17 protein-coding genes are annotated in these 19355 nt (G+C 60.9%); 9 read left to right on the plus strand and 8 right to left on the minus strand.

The features are described from left to right. Both BGIM_RS64810 and gyrA read right to left on the minus strand, forming a co-directional pair. Positions 1-620, minus strand: a 620-nt coding sequence (locus tag BGIM_RS64810) for a hypothetical protein (RefSeq protein WP_040888845.1), incomplete at its 3' end; no start/stop codon positions are given. Positions 621-890: 270 nt separating this feature from the next. Then, positions 891-3650 (minus strand): DNA gyrase subunit A, encoded by a 2760-nt coding sequence (gyrA, locus tag BGIM_RS0113450; protein WP_020470287.1) that lies wholly within the window; start codon positions 3648-3650, stop codon positions 891-893. Between the two features lie 257 nt (positions 3651-3907). On the opposite strand from gyrA, the gene BGIM_RS0113455 reads away from it, so the two are divergent. Genes BGIM_RS0113455 through BGIM_RS57415 form a run of 3 tightly spaced genes read left to right on the plus strand, consistent with a single transcriptional unit; the run spans position 3908 to position 6025 of the window. Continuing rightward, the gene (locus tag BGIM_RS0113455; protein WP_020470288.1) at positions 3908-4600 is read left to right on the plus strand and encodes a tetratricopeptide repeat protein; all 693 of its coding nucleotides are present in this window, start codon (positions 3908-3910) and stop codon (positions 4598-4600) included. Beyond that, positions 4597-5268 carry a leucyl/phenylalanyl-tRNA--protein transferase gene (aat, locus tag BGIM_RS0113460; RefSeq protein ID WP_020470289.1) on the plus strand — a complete coding sequence of 224 codons (672 nt, stop codon included), beginning with the start codon at positions 4597-4599 and terminating at the stop codon, positions 5266-5268. Before BGIM_RS0113455 ends, aat begins: the two co-directional genes overlap by 4 nt. Positions 5269-5299: 31 nt before the next feature. Then, complete coding sequence (locus BGIM_RS57415; RefSeq protein ID WP_020470290.1) at positions 5300-6025, plus strand: DUF4058 family protein; 726 nt, start codon at positions 5300-5302, stop codon at positions 6023-6025. A 10-nt stretch (positions 6026-6035) separates the two neighbouring features. Here BGIM_RS57415 and BGIM_RS0113470 read toward each other — a convergent pair whose 3' ends face one another. Together BGIM_RS0113470 and BGIM_RS0113475 are read right to left on the minus strand one after the other, a co-directional pair. Then, the gene (locus BGIM_RS0113470) at positions 6036-6659 is read right to left on the minus strand and encodes a Uma2 family endonuclease (protein ID WP_020470291.1); all 624 of its coding nucleotides are present in this window, start codon (positions 6657-6659) and stop codon (positions 6036-6038) included. A 104-nt stretch (positions 6660-6763) separates the two neighbouring features. Beyond that, on the minus strand, positions 6764-11908 hold the full coding sequence (locus tag BGIM_RS0113475; protein WP_020470292.1) for an outer membrane protein assembly factor BamB family protein: 5145 nt from the start codon (positions 11906-11908) through the stop codon (positions 6764-6766). A 218-nt stretch (positions 11909-12126) separates the two neighbouring features. Between BGIM_RS0113475 and BGIM_RS0113480 the strand changes: the two genes are divergently transcribed. The 3 genes from BGIM_RS0113480 (at position 12127) to BGIM_RS0113490 (ending at position 13181) form a co-directional block, all read left to right on the plus strand. Beyond that, positions 12127-12381, plus strand: coding sequence for a hypothetical protein (locus tag BGIM_RS0113480; RefSeq protein WP_020470293.1), 255 nt, complete (start codon positions 12127-12129; stop codon positions 12379-12381). Between the two features lie 69 nt (positions 12382-12450). Continuing rightward, on the plus strand, positions 12451-12828 hold the full coding sequence (locus BGIM_RS50245; protein ID WP_157368959.1) for a hypothetical protein: 378 nt from the start codon (positions 12451-12453) through the stop codon (positions 12826-12828). Next, a complete protein-coding gene (locus BGIM_RS0113490) occupies positions 12825-13181 on the plus strand; it encodes a hypothetical protein (protein ID WP_020470295.1) in 357 nt (118 codons plus the stop codon). Before BGIM_RS50245 ends, BGIM_RS0113490 begins: the two co-directional genes overlap by 4 nt. On the opposite strand, the gene BGIM_RS62845 is transcribed toward BGIM_RS0113490, so the two are convergent. Then, complete coding sequence (locus tag BGIM_RS62845; RefSeq protein WP_020470296.1) at positions 13174-13395, minus strand: hypothetical protein; 222 nt, start codon at positions 13393-13395, stop codon at positions 13174-13176. The two genes, BGIM_RS0113490 and BGIM_RS62845, sit on opposite strands and share 8 nt — an antisense overlap. A gap of 218 nt (positions 13396-13613) precedes the next feature. On the opposite strand from BGIM_RS62845, the gene BGIM_RS0113505 reads away from it, so the two are divergent. Together BGIM_RS0113505 and BGIM_RS0113510 are read left to right on the plus strand one after the other, a co-directional pair. Next, entirely contained in the window at positions 13614-14054 is a 441-nt protein-coding gene (locus tag BGIM_RS0113505) for a hypothetical protein (RefSeq protein ID WP_157368961.1), read from the plus strand. Positions 14055-14113: 59 nt separating this feature from the next. Continuing rightward, on the plus strand, positions 14114-14998 hold the full coding sequence (locus BGIM_RS0113510; RefSeq protein ID WP_020470298.1) for a DUF1559 domain-containing protein: 885 nt from the start codon (positions 14114-14116) through the stop codon (positions 14996-14998). Between the two features lie 134 nt (positions 14999-15132). Here BGIM_RS0113510 and BGIM_RS0113515 read toward each other — a convergent pair whose 3' ends face one another. Both BGIM_RS0113515 and BGIM_RS57420 read right to left on the minus strand, forming a co-directional pair. Next, complete coding sequence (locus tag BGIM_RS0113515) at positions 15133-15795, minus strand: tetratricopeptide repeat protein (RefSeq protein ID WP_020470299.1); 663 nt, start codon at positions 15793-15795, stop codon at positions 15133-15135. A 307-nt stretch (positions 15796-16102) separates the two neighbouring features. Next, complete coding sequence (locus tag BGIM_RS57420) at positions 16103-17911, minus strand: HAD-IA family hydrolase (RefSeq protein ID WP_020470300.1); 1809 nt, start codon at positions 17909-17911, stop codon at positions 16103-16105. Positions 17912-18020: 109 nt separating this feature from the next. Between BGIM_RS57420 and BGIM_RS0113525 the strand changes: the two genes are divergently transcribed. Beyond that, on the plus strand, positions 18021-18785 hold the full coding sequence (locus BGIM_RS0113525; protein ID WP_020470301.1) for a DeoR/GlpR family DNA-binding transcription regulator: 765 nt from the start codon (positions 18021-18023) through the stop codon (positions 18783-18785). Between the two features lie 165 nt (positions 18786-18950). On the opposite strand, the gene BGIM_RS0113530 is transcribed toward BGIM_RS0113525, so the two are convergent. Beyond that, the coding region (locus tag BGIM_RS0113530; RefSeq protein WP_029630020.1) for a hypothetical protein at positions 18951-19355 on the minus strand (405 nt) is incomplete at its 5' end.

A 19355-nucleotide genomic window follows, 5' to 3' on the forward strand; every position in this document is an offset into this window, starting at 1 on the left:
TGAACCACATGCGGGCGATGTTCGGCGACCAGTTTGGCGAGTTCATCAAGCCCGCCGGTCTCGGCAAACGGCAGGACGATGATGTTTTCCTTGAGCCGTTGCGTGGCCCGCAACATCGCGTCTTCTTCCTTCTCGAAATCCAGCGGGACTCCCCCGCTCGGCGCCGCCGCCAGGAACAACAACCGCACCGGCCCTGGATCGGGCGCCGCCGCCGGACACGGCGCCCCCGGCACGCGAAGGACCGCCCATGTCGGATCACACCCGATCGGCAGGTCTTTCCCCGGCAGCCAAACCAACTCCCAAGGGAGATTGAACATCGCCGGATCGGCACTTCGGATGAACAGCGTGCGCGAACCGCCCGCCGACGGCGACGGGAGATCGGATTCAACTGATTTGAAGAACGTGTCGTAGAGAATCCGGCCAAGCGACCGAAGCATTTCCGGATCAACGACGGGACGCCCCGGCCTGTCGAAAATGGCCTGAAACGCCAGCCGGATTTCGCCAAGCGACTTGGCCGTCACTCCGGAAACAGAGATCTCGGAGCCGACCGGTCGGCCATCATGAAGCCATGAGGCCGTGTTGTTCGGGTGAAAGACGAGTTCAAACGTGGAGGCGGGCATTGAGTGAGAGGACCCCAAAGGCGGTTATTTTCCAATCGAGTGTGATTTGGAAAAGCGAGTGCTTTTGATGTCTTGACTATACCCGACCTGATTGGCCGAGACAAAAGGTTTGCGCGACGTTGAAGAAGTGAACGACCGTGAAGCCGCGACGCGGAGTCTTCGGAGCGGAGCGCGGGCTTGCCGGGTCGGGCGATTGCCCAAACAGTCGGCGATTACACGCCGGGAGTCCGCGCTCCGCTCCGAAGACTCCGCGTCGCGGCTTCACATTATTCACTCGGCGGTCGGTGGCGGTTCCACCGGCGGGGCGTCCACGATGGCCGGGGCGGGCGTTTCTGTGTCCGTGGACACTTCTTCACGGGCCAGTTTGGCGACGGAGGCGAGTTTGTCCCCTTCGGAGGGGGTGATGACGCGGACGCCTTGAGTGTTGCGGCCAACGATGCGGATTTCACTCACCTTGATCCGGGTCACCATGCCTTGGAGGGTGATGAGCATCACGTCGTCCGTGTCGCCACGCACGGGGACGACGCCGACCACGCTGCCGTTGCGGTCGCTCGTCTTGATGTCCTTCACACCCTTGCCGCCGCGGCGTTGGCGGCGGTAACGCATCCCGGAGACGGGGACGGCGGCCGTTTCTTCACCGTCGCCGGTTCCGGCTCCGGCGATCACCTCGGTCACTTCCGGTTCGTCGGCGGTTTCGTCGCCGGCGGCTTCCACGCTTTCGGTGTTCGGGCCGAACGGGGTTCGTTTGCCGTAGCCGTTTTCGCAGACGGTCAGGAGCGCCCCGTCCGGGTCGGCGACCACCATGCCGATGAGTTCGTCCCCGGCTCGCAGGCTGATGCCCTTCACGCCCATCGTGTTGCGGCCCATCGGCCGGGCGTCGCTTTCGCTGAAGCGGATCGCCATGCCGAGCTTGGTGGAGAGGACCACTTCGTCCCCCGGCCGCACGAGGGCCACGTCGATCAGCGAATCACCTTCCTCCAAGTTGATGCCGATGACGCCTCCTTGACGCGGGCGACTGTATTCGGTCAACTCGGTCTTCTTCACAAGACCATTCTTGGTGGCCATCATGAGGAAGGTGTTTTCCTCGAAATGCCGGACGGGAATCAGGCTTTCCAGTTTTTCATCCGGCCGGAAGGTCAGCACGTTGGCGATGGACCGGCCGCCGGAGGTGCGGGCCGCCTCGGGGATGTCATACACCTTCAGCCAATGACACTGGCCGCGATTCGTGAACACCAACAGATACGCATGGGTGGAAGCGACGAAGAAATGCTCGATGAAGTCTTCTTCCCGCGCCCCACCGCTCACGCCCTTGCCGCCGCGATGCTGCGTGCGGAAGGTGTTTTGGTTCATCCGCTTGACATAACCGCCGTGCGAAATGCTGACGACAACATCCTCTTCTTTGATGAGGTCTTCAAGGTTGACGCTGCCGCCTTCGTTGGAGATTTCGGTCTTCCGGGCATCGCCGTACTTCTTGCGAACGTCTTCCAAATCCTGCCGCACTTCGGCGAGGATGGTCGCCTCGGAGGTCAGCAGGGCTTCGTAGGTCTGGATCTCGCCCCGCAGGCCGGCGTATTCGCGGAAGATTTCATCCCGTTCGAGGTTCGCCAACTGGCCGATCTGCAGGCGGACGATGGCCTCGGCCTGCTGCTCGGTCATGTGGTATTCGTCCAGCACGCCGATTTCGCGTTGCAGGGCGGTGAAGGCTTCTTCACCCAACGCCCGGCCCAGCACAGTGGCGGCGACGGTCATCACCATCAATTGCTGCTTGGCGACATTCCGATCCGGGGCGGCCCGACAGATGCGAATGATCTCATCAATGGATGAGAAAGCGATCAATTGCCCTTCCAGGAAGTGCCCGCGTCGCTTGGCTTCGCGGAGCATGTACTCCGTCCGGCGCCGGATCACCTGAATGCGGTGCTTCAGGAATTCCTGCATCATCTCCTTGAGCGTCAGCACCTTCGGCCGACCGTCGGCCAGCGCCAGCAGGATAATGCTCACGGTCTTCTGAAGCGGGGAATATTCGTAAAGCTGATTGAGGACGAGATGCGGATCGACGTCTTTCTTCAGGTACACGACGAGACGGACGGGTTCGCCAAGGCGCGGGGCGCTTTCGTCCCGCACTTCGTCGATGCCCTTGATGCGCTCGTCCTTCACCAACTCGCCGATTTGCTCCGCAAGCCGGTTCCGTGTTTGTTGATACGGAACTTCCTTGATGACGATTTGGGCCTTCTTGCCCTCAATGATTTCACAGCGGGCGCGAAGCGTGATGCGGCCCCGGCCTGTTTTGTAGCCGTCGATGATGCCCTGTCGGCCGCGAATGATGCCGCCGGTCGGGAAGTCCGGCCCGTGGACGTGCTGCTGGATCAACTCCGGGAGGGTAATCTCCGGGTTGTCGATCATGGCGATGAGGCCGCCGCAAATTTCCTTCACGTTGTGCGGCGGGATTTCCGTCGCCATGCCGACGGCGATGCCGTCCGACCCGTTGATAAGCAGGTTCGGCACCCGGCACGGCAGCACCAGCGGTTCGCGGTATTTGCCGTCATAGTTCGGGATAAAATCGACGGTTTCCCGGTCGAGATCAGCCAGCAAATCGGCGGCCAGCGGCATCAGCCGGGCTTCCGTGTAACGCGGGGCGGCGGCCGGCAGACCGGCGACGGAGCCAAAGTTCCCCTGCCCGTGGACGAGTTTGTAACGCAACACCCAATCTTGCGCCAAACGCACAAGCGTGTCGTAGATACTCATGTCGCCGTGCGGGTGATACCGTTCCATCGTCCGGCCGACGATGGCGGCGCACTTCGTGGTCGGCGAACCGGGCGAGAGGTTCATGTCGTGCATGGCGACCAAAACGCGGCGCTGCACCGGCTTGAGGCCGTCGCGAACGTCCGGCAGGGCGCGGCTGACGATGACGCTCATCGCGTAAGTCAGATAGCTGTCCCGCAGCTCGTGTTCGATGTCGAGGGCCGGGATCGGGGCATCGGGGGCGCCGTTGGAAATGGGTGGCCCGCCGGCCGGGGGAGTCGCGTCCGCCAAGGTGTCCCTCGCTTTTGATAGAAAAGAACCTCCTCCCCACAAACATCGCACCCGCCAGAAACAGCGTTTGGAACGCCGGTTTCGACGGGTGTGGAAATGGGATATGGAAGTCTGGCCAATCCGTGTTATTCTACAAGGAACGACCGTCTGTTCCTAGGTTGGGAGACGCGCGGGAAACGAACTATTTTCCGCGGTTTTCACCCCGCCAGACAGCCTTCCCGCCCGCTCTTGCTCCCGCCTTTTTTGGAGGATCTCCCGTGCGTCGGACTCTCATCGGTTGCGGCCTGTTCGCGGCCGCCTGTCTCCTCGTGATCCAAGCCCCGCAGGCGGCCGAAGTGGCCGACAGTGCCGGGGCGAAAATGACCCGCGAGAAGCGCCTTCCGGTCAAGATGAAGCTGGACATCGAAAAGAAGATGCTCCGGGCGATCATCAACGACGATCTCCCCGCCGCCTTCAAGGAAGCCGCCGGGCTTCCCCTCAAGATCGACGTGTTCCCCGGCACCGGGGTGACCCTCACGTCCTCTTTTGAACTCAAGGGGGAAATGACGCTGGCCGAGGCTCTCGACAAGCTGTGCGCGGACAAGAACTGGGGCTGGTTTGTCCACAGCGCCAAGCCGGGCGACCAGAAGGACGGCATGATCTACCTGACCACCAACGGCAAAGAACACGGCTACAAAGACGGCACCGCGCCGGGCGGCAAGGACACCAAGGAAGCCAAGAAAGAGACGGGCAAGAAAGAGGAGATGAAGAAGGAAGAAGTCAAGAAGGACGCCCCCCCGGCGAACGACACGGACAAAGCCGCCGCCGCCCTCTACGACAAGGCGAAGCTCGCCTCGGCGACGGGAAAGAAGGATATGGCCCGAAAATTGCTGACAGAATTGCTGGAAAAGTACCCTGATTCGGCCGTGGCGGCCGATGCCAAGAAGTCGCTGGAGAAGCTTGGCAAGTGAGCGAAAAGCCCTGGGAAGACTGCCGAGAGGTGCCGTGGGTGTCCCCCCGGCTGCCCGACGCCCCTCCATTGGTCGGCGTGGGGGGGAATCTGCAACCCCCCATGCTTCTCCGGGCCTACACCGAGGGCATTTTCCCGTGGTTTAGCGAGGGAGACCCGCTTTACTGGTGGTCCCCCGAGCCTCGCGCGATCTTCGATCTGCACGCGGGCATGTACATCTCCAAACGACTGGCCCGGACAATCCGCTCGGGCAAGTTTCAAACCACCGTCAACCGCGAATTTGAAACCGTCATGCGGTCCTGCGGTGAAAACCGCGACGAAGGCACGTGGGTGACCGCCGAGATGCTGCGGGCCTACGCCACCCTGCACCGCCTTGGCTTCGCCCACAGCGTCGAAGCCTGGCAGGACGGCGAACTGGCCGGCGGCGTTTACGGCGTCGCCATCAACGGCTTCTTCGCCGCCGAGTCGATGTTCTTCCGCCGCACGGACGGCTCCAAGGTGGCCCTCGCCGCCCTGTTTGAGCATCTCCGCGAACGCGGCTATCTGCTGCTCGACACGCAAATGCTCACCGAACACACCGAAAGCCTTGGCGGCTTCAACATCCACCGCAAAACCTATCTCGACTTGCTCGACCACGCGCTGGAATACGACGATGTGACATTTGTGTGAGAAGATGATCGATTTCTGAAAGGCGAAAGCCATGCCTCTGCGAGACCACTTCCGGCCGCCGCTGCTTGACCTGACCACATGGGAAAGTGTCCATGCGGGCTGGCCGATGATGATGATTTTGTCGCTCGTTGAAAAGCTGCCTTCCCAATATGTTGCCGCTTTGCGTGCCCACCAAGGCACTCGCATCGAAGTTGATCTGGCCGCTTACGAACAGGACGAGATCGAATCGTTTTTGCCGGTTGAGAATGATGGAGGCGTGGCAACGGCGGTCTGGGCTCCCTCACGTCCGACTCTTTCCTTTGAAACGGATCTGCCCGATGCCGACGAATTTGAAGTCCGTGTGTACGACGCGGAACGCGGCCGTCAATTGGTGGCGGCCGTCGAAATCGTCAGCCCGTCGAACAAAGACCGTCCGGAACATCGCCGGGCCTTTGTGTCAAAGTGTGTCGCGTTGTTGCAAGCTCGCGTGTCTGTGACAATCATCGATCTGGTGACGACTCGTCAAACGAATCTGTATCGGGAACTGTTGACAGAGATTGGGCATCCAGTCACAGATGCCGCGCCGCCCCTTTACGCCGCCGCCTGCCGGACGGTCTCCCTCGCCAATCGACCATCCCGGCTGGAGACGTGGGAATTTCCACTTGAGATTGGGCAACCGTTGCCAACCGTTCCGCTATGGCTTGACGATGACTTGGCGGTGCCTTTGGATTTGGAGGCGAGTTACGAAGCGACTTGCCGTCCGTTCCGCATCCCGTGAGCAAACCCGATCACCCCCGGCGTTCCAGCACCTCGAAAATGTCCCGCACGGGCATACTGAAACCGGGCAACACCGTACCGCCGTCCAGTTGGTCTTCGACAGTGAGCAACCTCGGTTCTTTGACACTTGCATACACCCGAACCGTCCGGTTCGGCAAGCTGATCTCCCAAACGAGCCTCGTTCCCGAGGCGAAATAATCCTTTCGTCTTAAACGCATTTCTCCCGGTGTGTTGCCGGTTCCCGACACATCAACCACCAAAAACGGGGACGAGTGGAAAACGGGTTCATCCGGGATTTCGTCTCCGGGCAACTGGTCCCATGAGATGAATGAAATGTCTGGAATGCGAATGTTCCCGTTGGACATCCGGAGCGGGCACCCCGCGCCGACCACGACTCCCAACTGATGAAGTTGCACAAATCTCAGAAGTACGCAGGCCAGTTCGACTGACAAAATCGATTTGCGAATCTCCAGAGATTTCTCCGTCAGCGTGCCATCAATCAATTCGCAAATCCTGTCCCGTCGGGAGTTTATCCGCAACAGATCCGCTTCTGTGGCCGTTCTCGGAGGCGGTTCCGTCAGCACACGAGTGGCCGCAATGCCTCCAAGCCGGTCAAGCAAATCGGCATCGATCATGCGGCTTTCTTTCCAAAGAGGGGATCTCAATGACCAAGAGCCTCGCCGCTCACGCGGCAAGGCTCTTGGTTGTCATCGTTTAACAGGCGGTTTTCGGTTCTCTGTCAGTCCTTGACCACCTTTGGCGGGGCCGGAGCCACCGGGACCTCAATCACCGGGGCGACGTTGATGCGGACCGGGGCGGCGTTGAGCCGTTGGATTCGGATGGCCGGGACCGGGACGCCGGGAACGGTCCGGTCTTCCGTCGAGTACATCGACGTCTTCGGGGTGGCCGAACTCATGTCCTTGCCGTCGTCCGGGCTGAAACGGATTCGCTGGTTGCTGTGGTTCAGCACTTCGATGGTGCCGGCCTTCGCGTCGGTCAGGATGGCGTAGTACTGGCCTTGGGCCAGTCCTTGCTTGGCGAATCGCAGTTTGCCGGTTTCCTTGTCGATGGCCACGAACTTCATGAACTGGCCCTCGAAGTTGCCGTTGGCGTTGATCTTCTGGAACTGGTTCGCGGCCATGATGATCGGCAACTCGCCGAACTGCTCCAAGACGATGTTCTGGTCTTCCAGTTGTTCTTCCGTGTGCCAGAGCTTCTTGCTCGTGGCGCGAGAGAAAGCGTACATCGTGCCGTTTACCTTGGCAGAGGTGATCGACTGCGTGAACACCGGGTTGAAGAACCGGCCGTTTTCCGTGGGCTTGTTCAGCATCACGAAGAACCGACTTTCATCCCCGAAGAGCATCACTTCGTTTACCTTCTCCAAGTGCTGGGCCTTCAGCGATTCGTCCAGCTTGGCCTTGAAGATGTCCTTGCCGTCCGTCGTGGACATCACGACCACATCACCGGCGGCGGTCACGTAGCCGGTGTGCCCTTCCATTTGGGTATGGATCATCCAGCCGTCGCCGGGGATGTCCCGTTTCCAGATGTCCTTGCCGGTCAGCAGGTCGTACAACCGGACGCACTTCTTGCCCGCCGTCTCGTCGCCGGTCAACACGCGGCGGCCGTACACTTTGGTCCGCTTGATGTTGGTGAAGGCTTGCGACGAATCGGGAATCTGCACTTCCACCCCGTCGGCGGCCCGATAGCAGCGGACCATCGAAACCGCCCCGTCCGGGTTGGCTTCGTAGGTGAAGACGTGTTCGCTATCCCCCAGCAGGTGCGTGCGGGACGACACGCCGGACTTGGTCCAGAGGACGGTGCCTCGGGCGTTGTCCTTGGCGACCAGCCCGTCGCGGGTCAGCACCACGGAGTAAGCGGCCTCGACCACCCATTGCTGGCCCACCTTCATCGACCAGCCGTCCTGATAGGTGACGCGGATGCCGTCGGCCTCGACTTGCTGGTTGACGGCCCCTTGTTGCAGGACAATCGGGTTCGGGTTGGTCCCGAAGAGATCGACTTCCCACAGTTTCTTCTTGTCCGCGAGGTCGAAGGCATGGACCTTCGCCATTTGCTGGCCGGTCTGCGGATGGTTGCCGTGCATCGAGATGACGGCGATGTGCCCCTTGATCTGCACCATCTTGTAAGGGATGTTGTTCTGCTGGAAGAGGTATTGCCATTGCGGGTAACCGATGCCGGGCGACGTGAACACGTCGGTTCCGGTCACGCGGTCGGTGAGTTTCAGACCCCAGCCCTGGCCGCTGCGGTTTTGCATGTCGATCACCAGCCGGTTCCGCGTGTAGAACGGCAGGGCGTCCGGCGGCAGGGTGACGCTGATCGTGTTGGCGCGGGCGTCATAGCCGCCGACGCTGGCAATTTCCGTCCCCTTGAGTTTGTTGTGAGTCCAGGTCACGGTCGGCGGTTCCAAGTACGGCAGGAACCGCTTGTCCGTTTGAAGATCGGTCAGGAACTCGGCGCCGGTCTTGCCGTCTTTGATTACTTCCTTGGGGAAGCGTTGGCCCAGTTCGTTGATCATGCCGACGGCGTCGTCCAGCAGACCCTTGCGGATGTACAACCGGGCCAGCGCCTCGGTGGCCTTGGCGGCCGAGGCCGTGTCTTCCCCGGTTCGCAGGGCGAAGAGCATGTACTCGGCTTCCCGCGTGTCTTCCTCGTTGCTGGTGGCCGCGAGCTTGTCGGCCAGCGTGATGCGGGCCTCGGTCCCGGCGTCGAACATGCCGCCGAACACCTTCACGAAGCCGCGAAGTTTTTCCACGTCGTTCGTGTCGCGGACCTTGTTCCATTCCTCGACCACCTTGTCCTCCAGCGGCTTCCGCTGCTCGGGGGTGGCCTTCTTGATCATGTTCTGGATGCGGCCACGCGCCCACACATCCGGCCGGGCGTTGGTGTTCGGTTCGTCGATCACCGTCACCATTTCCTTGTTGCCGACGAGTGTGCCGAAGGACATGTAGTTCTCGAAGGCATCAAGCAGCTTGCCTTGGTTTTCCTTCCCCTTGGCGACGAGGCAGAAGAAGTTTGATTTCCGGCGAAGCTCTTCCTCGGCCAGGATCTTTCGCTGGGCCTCGGTGGCCGCCTCGGGGATTTCGACTTCGCAAAGTTTCTTGTACTCGTCGAGCATCTTCTCGCCGGAGTTGAAGTCGCTCTGCAACAGTTCGGTGATGGCTTCAAACAGCTTTTCGCGGCCCTTGGCCCGCGTTTCCTCGGCCGGTTTGCTGGCGAGGCACTTGCGGTAGTTTTCGATGGCCGAGGTTAGCCGGCCGTCATCGTGTTCCAGCATGGCGAGGTCAAGCAGCCCCACAGGATCGGCGGCGTTCTTGGCCAGCCGTTCCTGCGTTTCGCGGATCTTGAGGTCAAGTTGCGGGAACGAGGCCAGGTTGTTCGCGTTCAGCGAATACACGTCGTTGTCGTAGAAGAGAAGGTTCCCGGCGCTCTCCTTCTTGCGGGAGCGGGAAGTTCCCTTCACCAGCATGTTCTTGGTGTCCACGGCGACGATGCCCGGTTCGGTGCTCTTGTCCTTGGAGGCTTTCACCGGGATATAGTAAAGGTTCGTGTCCTTGGTCGCCGCGCCGATGCCGGTCGGGATGCCGGTGACGAGCGGTTCCTTCAGTTGCACCCCGGTGGCGAGGCTGTGGAAGCGGACATAGCCCTTGCCCGCGATCATCACCTTGTCGCCGAACACACCGGCCACATAAAGGTCGGTGTCCAGCCGGGAAATGGGAGACTTCCAGACGGATCGGCCGTCCTGCAAATCCACACATTCCACGGTGTCCGAATCAAAGGCGGTGATGATGACCTTGCCGTTGGCGATGATCGGGGCGCTGGCGTGCCAGCGTTCCCGCCCGGTGTCAAAGGAGGCGTTGCCTCCCATGCCGCCCGGAAACGGTTGCGGCCGGCGGAAGCCCTTGCCCTCAAACTCTTGGGGCTGTTGTTGAAGGGTCTTGTTGCTCTTGTAGTTGGCGGCCCACACAAGGCTGTGCGAGAACAGGTCCACGCCCAGCACGGCCCCGGCGTTCGTGGGGACGACGAGCATGCCGTCCGCGTAAGCCAGGTGAACGCCCTGATGGCGGCGAAGCGAATCGTTCGGCAACCGGCCGTTCGGCTGGCCGAGGGCTTGCGACCACACCAGCGACGGCACCGGCGTGGGTTGCCGGCTGGAGGGTTCCAGCTTGGTCGGGTCGAGGCAGACGAGCCGGAGGTCGCCGTCCTTTTCAACCACCACATAGAGCTTGCCCCCGAGCGGCAGCGGCGGTCCGAGGAACAGGCAGTCGGCCAGCAGAGTTTCGGTGGTTTCCTTCAGCGGGGCGTTTCCGGCGGCAGGGGTGTTCCCGGCGTTCGGGGTCCGCTCGCCGATCTTCCACACCACCTTGCCGGTTTCCATGTTCACGGCCTTCAGTTTGCTGAAGAACACCGGGTCTTGGAACACGCCGAAAGTCACGGTCCGGCCGTCGAAGTTGACGTTTTGCATGAACTGTTGCGGGTGCGGCGGCACGGCCATGTCGTCGATGAAATACAGGTTGGTCCCGTCGTGGCTCATCGTGCCAAGCAGGGAGTTTTCAAAGATGATCGAGTGCGGCCCGCTGTTCATGTAGAAGTTTAGGAACTGGTCCGTCATCGTGCGCGGCCCGAGGTCGCGGACCATTTGCAAGAGGCCCATGTCCGTCTCGGACTTCCACAACAATTCCCCGGCCTTCATCGGCGGGTCGAGCTTGTCGTTGTCTTTCGTGGCGAGACAGTACACGCCATCGTAGCCGCGGAAGACGATCTTGCCGGTGGCGGCCAGCGGGAACGAACCGGGGATGGCGGCCTGCCCCTTGTTGTCCATCTGCTTGAGGGCCTTGTCCATCCGGTCCTTGATGACTTCAAAACCGGATTTCTTGGTTTCGTAGTTCAGGTCGTCAATCGGGTTGATAATGCTGTAGGTGAAGCGGGGTTCGAGGAAGGGCGTGCCCCCCTTGCCAACGCCATTGTTGGTCGGGTCGCCCCGGAAGACGCCCCATTCGCCGGTGAACATCGGCGGGCCGGAAACCACGACTTTTTCGTATTCGGTCTTGAGCTTCTCGTAGGGAACGGGCACGGGATTGGCGGCCGTGCCGAACATCACCTTGTCCTTGTTGCTTACCTTCTCAAACATGTCCCAATATTTCTCGGCCGCCTTGGCGAATTCCGGGTCTTTGCCCTGTCGCTTGTAGGCGAGGGCGGCCTTGAACAGCAGCGGGGCCGGAAGTTCGTCTTTGTGGTTGCGTTGCAGCAAGTCTTTGAAAGTGCGGGCGGCTTGTTGGTATCGGCCCCGGTCCAGGTGCCAGGTGCCGAGCCGGATGGTCGCCTCGGCGCCGGCCTTGGAGTGCAGATAGCGTTGGGACAGTTCGGCCATCAGGCCCATGTCCCCTTCTTCGATGGCCCGTTTCAGTTTGTCGTCGGCGTCCGGTCCGACGATGCGCTGGTAGTCTTTTCGGCCGTCATCGTTGAAGGTGCCGATGATGCGGTTGACCTCGATCTTGACGCTGACCTTGGACGGCTTGCCCGCCCCGTCGTTTACTTCGACGAACTTGTCGGTCGGGTCGTCGAGCATCCCTTGAAGGACGGAGATGATGTCTCCCCAGAGTTTCGGGGTGATCGTCTCCTTGCCGGTGAGATATTTCTGCACCGCCTCGATCTTGTTGTGGGCCTCCCGCTCGACGGGGAGCGTGATGGATTCGTTCCAATCACGGTCGTCCTTCTTGCTCTTCTTGTCATCGATCTTGGCGCCCGGCGGGAGCGGGGCGACGGCGATGCCGACGGGTTGCCCTTGCGCGGAGATGGTCAGGGCCATCGTGGCGCCGAACAGGGTGAGGCCGAGCAGCACGCGGGAGCGGCGAAGAGGAGTCATCATTCGCATCCTCGATCAGCGGCCGTAATGGCCGGGAAATAACATCCGTTGATTATGCGACGGGCAGCAGGCAACGGACAAGCAAAAACTTGTAACCGTTACACGTCGGGACATTGTAGCGACGCGGACGATGGAACGCCATCAAACAGGAATGACGATTGGAACGGAGGAGGTTAACGGGAAGGAAAAGGGGCTGCCGGGGAGGCGAGACGGGGTCTTAAATGAAAAAAACGATTCCCCCGATTTATGCTTTCATTGGGCGCCGGCGGTTCTCATGGAAATCTGTTGACAACGCCACCCGCTTCGATTCTATTTCCATCAACATTCCCGCCCACCGAATCACGACCTTGCCAACGACCACGCCGACCAAACTCGTGGACAAGCGGACGAGCCCGCCGTCGCTCGTCGACGCCGAGATGGTCGGCGACGCGCCGCTGACCACGCTGGCGATCGTCGAGCGCAAATGGAACCTCTAGAGGATGACGGGGGAGCACAGTCATTGGGATTGGAGAGACAAAGCCGGTTCGGTCGGGGCCGGGGCACAAATGTTGACGGCCGTCTGGTGTGAAGGGCAGCCGCAAGGGCTGATGGCCGTCAAAACGTTCCCGGAGCCATCAAAAATCGGTGCCTCGGGTGTCCTCTACGTCGATTATCTGGAAACCGCGCCTTGGAACCTTGGCGCGTCGGCGCGTTTTGCGGGCATAGGCACTTTGCTAATTGCCGAGGCCGTTTTTATCAGCCTCGGGCGGGGATTGGGTGGACGGGTCGGCCTCCACTCTCTGCCCCAAGCGGAACCCTTTTACACCAACCGCTGCCGGATGACGTCGCTCGGGCCGGATCCGGGCTATTATGACTTGGCGTATTTCGAGTACACTGAACAACAGGCGGCTGATTTCCTGTCGAGAATTGGGATGGCGCCATGATCACCGACCACGACCGTTTTATGGCGGCGGCCTTGGAGGAGGACGGGATGCCGGTCTCCGTCGGCGTGCCTGCGGCCAAAAAGAAACGTGCCGACCTGATGGCCGAGATCGAGAAAACGAGACAGTATTTGGAGCTTGACGAGTCCAAAAGGGAGATAGGTTCGGCGGCTCACGCCCGCATTGCGGCAAGACTGGAGCGTCTGATTGAGAGGACGGAGAACCCGGGAATTCCCACGGCGGATTTGTTGGCGGATTTTGCGGGCATCACAAATTTGATCAGCGCGATTCGCTCCCAATCGTCGGGTGGATTTCCCGGCACCAGCAACGACGGCGGCAGCGGCGTTTTCACCTGACAACCCCGTCCGTGAAGTAGTCCGGCTTGGTGTCCACCCTTGCCTCGCCGTACATGGGGTCGGTCAGATCGACCGGCGGCGGGGCATTCGGGGCTTTTCCGGCCGCCGAGTCGAGCATCAGATCCAACACACCCACCATCGCGGCCATTTGGGCGATGATCGGGATCACGACCAGTAACCTCAAAATTACGATGAAATAACAGTCGGTCCCCATATGGTCCCCTCGGTCATGTCCGACGGCATTTTCTGGCCGTGGGACGATTCGAGGGGCACGGCCCCCTCGGGGTCGTCGTAAACAACGATTGCGAGATTGCGAGTGATTTGCATTAATCTGATTGACCGCGATCATTTAAATGAGTTAAATATGAAACTTCCATTCAATTTCAGGAAAATTTCGTGCCCTCTCCCGCTCGAATGATCCGATTCATCTTGATGTTGACCACCCTCGGATTGCTGACAAATCTGCCCGCGTGCGCGCCGGAACCCAAAGCCGCCTCCCCCACGGAAAAGAACCTCAAAGCCCTTACCGTGTTTTTCGGTCGCTACCTGAGCAAACACAAAGGGCAGGGACCGGCGGACGAGGCGGAGTTCCGCAAATTCATCAGCGCCATGTCCCCGGCTGATTTCACGACCTTCGGGGTGGACCCGGCGAAATTGGATCAGTTGTTTGTCTCGCCTCGGGACAACGAACCCTACGGGATTGTTTGGAAAGCCCGGCTCGGGGCGCCGGGGCCGGATGGCGCCCAGATGGTGGTCTGGGAGCAAAAAGGCGTCAACGGCAAAAGGTTCGTTTCCGATGCCGTCGGCAAAATCGAGGAAGTCGACGACGAAACGTTCAACAAACGCTTCGCGGCGATCAAACAACCCAAGTGACTCTTTTCCGGCGTTCGCCGGTTTTTGATTGTTTTATTTTTCCATTACCGGAGGTTCTTGTGTCCCATTCTCTCCGCGACCGTCGATCAGGCTTCACGCTGATCGAACTGCTGGTCGTCATCGCAATTATCGCCATTCTGATCGGGCTGTTGCTTCCGGCCGTGCAGAAGATCCGGGAGGCCGCCAACCGGATGAAATGCACCAACCATCTGAAGCAGATCGGTCTGGCCATGCACAATTTCCACGACACGACGGGCGCCCTTCCGCACGGCGGCACCATCCCCTGGTCCGGCGGCAGCAATCTGGATGATTCTGGCTGGGCCTGGCACATTTTGCCCTTCATCGAACAGGACAATTTGGGCAAGCAGACGTATGGCGTCGCCGAAACCATGTTTGTCAAAACCTACAACTGCCCCTCCCGCCGTGGCGACACCCGCAACCCCTCGACGGGATGCGCCTTGATGGATTACGCCTCGGCCACCCCCGCCGACTCGCCGAACAGTTGGGACCAATACTGGTATGGAAACACGTGGGGGGTTCCGACCGGCGTGGCGTACAACGGGATGATCGTGCGGAAGGGCATTGACGGCAACGGCAGCCTCGGCATTCCGCTGTCCTCCGTCACCGACGGACTCTCGAACACCTTGATGGTGAGCGAGAAACGCCTCAATTCGCTGAACTATGCGACCGGCGACTGGAACGACGACCAAGGCTGGATTGATGGCTGGGATCCGGACGTGGTGCGCTACACCGGCTATGTGCCGCAGCGGGACGCCCCCGTGTCGATGAATGGCTACGAATTCGGCTCCGCCCACATTGCCGGCGTCAACGGCCTGTTCGGCGACGGTTCCGTTCGCCTCATCCGCTATTCGGTGGACGCCACTCTCTTCAACAACATCGGCAACCGCTCCGACGGCCGGGCTGTTGATCTCGGCGGACTGTAAAGAGTTGTTGGTGATTTGACAACGAGCCGCCCCGGTCATTTGGACCGGGGCGGTTTTGTTTGTGGAGAGAGGTTGAAACTCTCCGCTTCGTCACCCGTAAACACGGCAACCGGCGGATGCGAAATCATGTTCCGTCAGGTGGCCAGCAATTCCGCAAGTGACAGCTTGGGCAGTTTTCGGCGGCCGCCTTGAATTGACTGAATGCCCGAGTCTTGGAGTGTCAGGCCGATCACATCCCGCGCGTCCTTGCCGGCAAGTCGTTTGCCCTTGCCGTGCAGATCCCGAATGTGCTTCGCCGCTTCTTCGACGGAGTACATTCCATTTTGCCCGGCGAGCAGCAAGTTGATGTACTGCCGGAAGCAATTCTCGGCTGATTCCCGGTTGTCCAAGTGTTGAAAACAAACGCCAACCCGAAAGACACAATCTGTTTTCAGTGCGTCCGCCCATTCTTGGCTTTCCCAACAAGAGTCGTCGGCCGCTGTTTTTTTGCTTCTCAAAAGCCAGGTGTAAATCTCAATCGCTTTCTCAGATTTTCCAAGGGCATCCAGCGCGCCCGCCAGATTCCAGAGTGTCAGCGGACAATCAGGCACGATTTCAAGCGATTCCAAAAGCGGGCGCAATGATTCCCGGTATCGGCCTTGTTCATAGAAGGTGACTCCCAGTTGAGTCAGGAGCCAATGGTTGTCCGGCTCCCGCAAAAGCTCTTGTTCGATGAGCTTTCGAGCCTCTTCCCACGCGCCTTGTTCAATGAGCGTTTCGACGGTCTGGTTATTAATCGCGGAAGCAACCATGTCCATTGCGCCTTTCTATTCTTGCGGAGGGCGTTTGCGTTTTCGCTGCTGTTTTTTGCGCCGCTTGTCACCCTTCTCACCGCCTGCGTCCCTTTGCTTGCGGGTTTGTCCTTTTTCGTGCTTTCCACGGGAGGATGGACGGGCGTTTTTCTTGTGTTCTTCACCCATCACAATCCCGTTCGGCTGGCGAGCACAATCGTTGCTTATCTTACTTCAAAACCGAATACAGATGCAACCTTTCGGATCTCCGCAGCATCACCGGGTGTCTTCGCAATTTGATTGACCGCATCGCAGGAAGATGCAAAGCATCCCATCACCAAGTCAACGCCAGCCGAATGATTCCCTCGGCGTCCGGCGTGGCCGACACTCCGGCGAGGTCGCGCACCACATGAGGGGTCGCCAAGGCGGTCGGGGCGTGGGTGGTGGTCACCGCGACCACCGCCATTCCGGCCCGCTTGCCCGCCTCCACACCGGCCGGCGCGTCCTCTACCACGACGCATTCGCCGGGTTGCACACCCAAGGCGCGGGCGGCCGCCAGATAGCCCTCCGGTGATGGTTTTCCCTCGGCCACATCGTCCGCGCCGATCAGCAATACCCCTCGCCACAGTCCGACGGCCCGGAGACGGCTTTCGGCCAGCGCCCGCGATGCCGATGTCACCACCGCCCACGGCCGGTCGGCCAGCGAATCCAAAAGTTCGGCCGCGCCGACGACCGGTTTCAGGCCGTCGATCACGCCAATCTGGTGTTGTTGAATCCAACCGGCTGCCTCGGCGGTCGCGTGTTCCGGATAGGTCAGCCGCAGGGTTTCTTCGGGGCGCCGGCCGTGATGAATGGCCAGAATCGGGGCGGGATCAACTCCGGCTCGCGCCGCCCATTCCCTCCACAGTGTTTCGCATGCGAGCGTCGAATCGACCAATGTGCCGTCCATGTCGAAGAGAATCGCCCGGCAGTCGATTCCAATCTGTTTGGTGACGGTCGCTTTTGGACGCCGCCGAAGGGCGACCGCTCCGAGCGATAGCAACACCCCGCTGACGACAACGAGAAGCATCGCGCGGGGCAGGCCGACGGCGGCGGCGGTGAAGCCCACCAGCGGCGGCCCCACCAAGAAACCGGCGTATCCGATTCCCGTCACCAAGGCCAGTCCGCGCCCGGCCGGGTCTGTTCCCGCCGCCGCCCGGAAGAGAACCGGGACCGCGTTCGCCAGCCCAAGCCCGGTGATCGCGCAACCGACGGCCACGCCAACGGGCGAGCCGATGAGGAGAGCGAAACCAACACCTGCCGCCGCCAGCAGGCCCCCGGCCCGGACAATCATCATGTCTCCGACCGAAGCTGTCAGCCGATCCCCGAGGAAGCGGCCGCCGGCCCAGGCGACGGTAAAAGCCGCATATGCGAGCGGCGCGACAGATGGCCCCGCCCCGAACGTGACCGCCAGCAAGCCGGCCCAATCTGCCATCGCCCCTTCGAGGAACAGGCAGACAAATGCGATGGCCGCCAGCGCATAGGCCCGATGATTCACGCTGTCATGATGTTCCACACGGGTAACGACCGGTGCGTCGGACTTCGAGGACGCTGCCGGCCGACACATCATCATCAGGGTTACACCAAGCCCGGCCACCACGGCCGCATGACCGGCGGGAGCCAGTCCGACGGCCAGTGCGGCCGAACCGGCCGTCACCCCCGCCACCATGCCGAGGCTGAACCAACCGTGAAACGCCGACATCACCGGCCGGCCGAGATGACGTTCGCAGATTGCGGCGGCGGCATTCATGGTCACGTCCAAAAAGCCGTGCAGAATGCCCAGCAAGACGAGGGAAAGGCCAAGGGCGACCACCGATCCGGCCAGCAACGGAAGCGGAATCAGCAGCGCGAAAACCACCCCCGCCACCCATGCAGCCCGGCCGGGGCCGAAGCGTCGGATGGCCGCCGGGGCGGCGGTCATTCCCAAAATCGATCCTACCGCCATCCCGAGTAAAACCAGCCCAAGCGTGTCCGGCGGGATCTCCAATGCGGTTGCCTGACGCGGAATATGAGCCACCCATGAGGCGACGACGAAGCCGTTTAACAAGAACCACCCCGATATCGCCAGCCTTGACGACACGCCCAATCCGCGTTCCGTGTTCACAATTTTTATCCCATTTCGGCATTTGTGGTGCCCGTATGGATTATTAGACTGCCGATATCGACAATTCAAGCTATTATCTTGGTTGTGTCACCAGCGGGAGGTCGAATTCATGAGTCCCAACGAACGCCGTGTCCAGATCGTTGCCTTGGTTGATGGTGGCGAGCCTTCCACTCCGGCCGAACTGGCGGCCCGTTTCGGCGTGTCCGAAGACAGCATCCGCCGGGACCTTCGGGCGCTGGCCGACCAAGGGTTGGTTCGCCGAGTTCATGGCGGCGCGCTGCCCCGTTCGCCGGCGGCGATTCCTTATGGCGAGCGGCTTGAACAACAACCGCTTGTCAAGCAACGGATTGCCGCGAGAACCGCCGGGCGCCTCGCCTCCTTGCGGGCGGTGTGTCTGGACGGCGGCACGACGGTTCTGGAGGTCGCCCGCTTGCTTCCCCCGGAATTTCAGGGGACAGTGGTCACCGTGAGCCTGCCGGTGGCCACCGAACTGGCGGCCCGCACGGGCGTCGAGGTGATTCAACTCGGGGGGAAGGTAAGCGGCTTCTCCCATACGGTGATCGGGCCGGACGTGGTTGAGGCGTTGCGCCGATACCGGTTTGACGTGTGTGTTCTCGGAGTCTGCAGTCTTGACCCGCAAGCCGGGCTGACGGTGCCCGACCGGGACGAGGCGTTCGTCAAAGCGATGATGGTCGAGCAATCCGAGAGCGTGGTGGCGGTTGCCTCCCGAACGAAACTGGGAACCGCCGAACCGTTCCTGGTCGCCCCGGCCAACTCCGTCAACACACTGGTCACGGACGCCGACCCGACCGAACCGCTGGTGGGTGCGCTGATGGAGACGGGAATTGAAGTGGTGTGTGTGCCTGCCGTTTGAAGCCAGCCAGCCGAAGCGTTGACGCAAAAGCAGCAAACATTCGATGTGAAATCCCGAAACATTTGATGTGAGATCCCCAAGAGCCCCACTGCGTGAGCGGTGGGGGTGGCTTTCAGAGTGTGACGGCCACCCCCACCGCTGACGCAGCAGTCGTGTGAAGATCTTTCAAGGAGTTCTCCGCAAGACCCGGAAGACAGAATCGTGAGGTTTTTCCTGCCGGAGTTTCTTGGTTTTTGGCTTCGGGGGACCGGAGGGCCGGGGGCGGGCGGACTTGGTCCATTTGCGATGCCACGTTCCCTGAAGCAACTTCAGTAACCACGCCTGAAGTTGCTCCGGCCCGAGAGGGACCAGCAGGAGTTCCAGATGGGCGGGGGTGAGCAACCTCGCCACGGTCGTCAGTTCGGACCGCACGTCGCGGAACAACATCTCCCCCGAGACCTTCTCCGGCGGCCTGTCGTTGGCGACGGCCGCATATTGATGAACCATCCGGATCAGATTGTAAACCACCAGGCACAGCGACATTTGCAACAGCGTCGCCTCCGGAGTCGAGCCGATCAGCCGCTTCAAATC

The organism is Zavarzinella formosa DSM 19928, from assembly GCF_000255705.1.
Lineage (GTDB): Bacteria > Planctomycetota > Planctomycetia > Gemmatales > Gemmataceae > Zavarzinella > Zavarzinella formosa.

Excerpts from the sequence above, each read along its gene's own strand:
- BGIM_RS62845 (WP_020470296.1), bottom strand. The coding sequence starts at position 13,395 with ATGGGGACCGACTGTTATTTCATCGTAATTTTGAGGTTACTGGTCGTG.
- BGIM_RS50245 (WP_157368959.1), top strand. The coding sequence starts at position 12,451 with ATGTTGACGGCCGTCTGGTGTGAAGGGCAGCCGCAAGGGCTGATGGCC.
- BGIM_RS0113470 (WP_020470291.1), bottom strand. The coding sequence starts at position 6,659 with ATGATCGATGCCGATTTGCTTGACCGGCTTGGAGGCATTGCGGCCACT.
- BGIM_RS57415 (WP_020470290.1), top strand. The coding sequence starts at position 5,300 with ATGCCTCTGCGAGACCACTTCCGGCCGCCGCTGCTTGACCTGACCACA.
- BGIM_RS0113515 (WP_020470299.1), bottom strand. The coding sequence starts at position 15,795 with ATGGACATGGTTGCTTCCGCGATTAATAACCAGACCGTCGAAACGCTC.
- BGIM_RS0113480 (WP_020470293.1), top strand. The coding sequence starts at position 12,127 with ATGAAAAAAACGATTCCCCCGATTTATGCTTTCATTGGGCGCCGGCGG.
- BGIM_RS0113475 (WP_020470292.1), bottom strand. The coding sequence starts at position 11,908 with ATGATGACTCCTCTTCGCCGCTCCCGCGTGCTGCTCGGCCTCACCCTG.
- BGIM_RS0113525 (WP_020470301.1), top strand. The coding sequence starts at position 18,021 with ATGAGTCCCAACGAACGCCGTGTCCAGATCGTTGCCTTGGTTGATGGT.
- BGIM_RS0113490 (WP_020470295.1), top strand. The coding sequence starts at position 12,825 with ATGATCACCGACCACGACCGTTTTATGGCGGCGGCCTTGGAGGAGGAC.
- BGIM_RS0113505 (WP_157368961.1), top strand. The coding sequence starts at position 13,614 with ATGTTGACCACCCTCGGATTGCTGACAAATCTGCCCGCGTGCGCGCCG.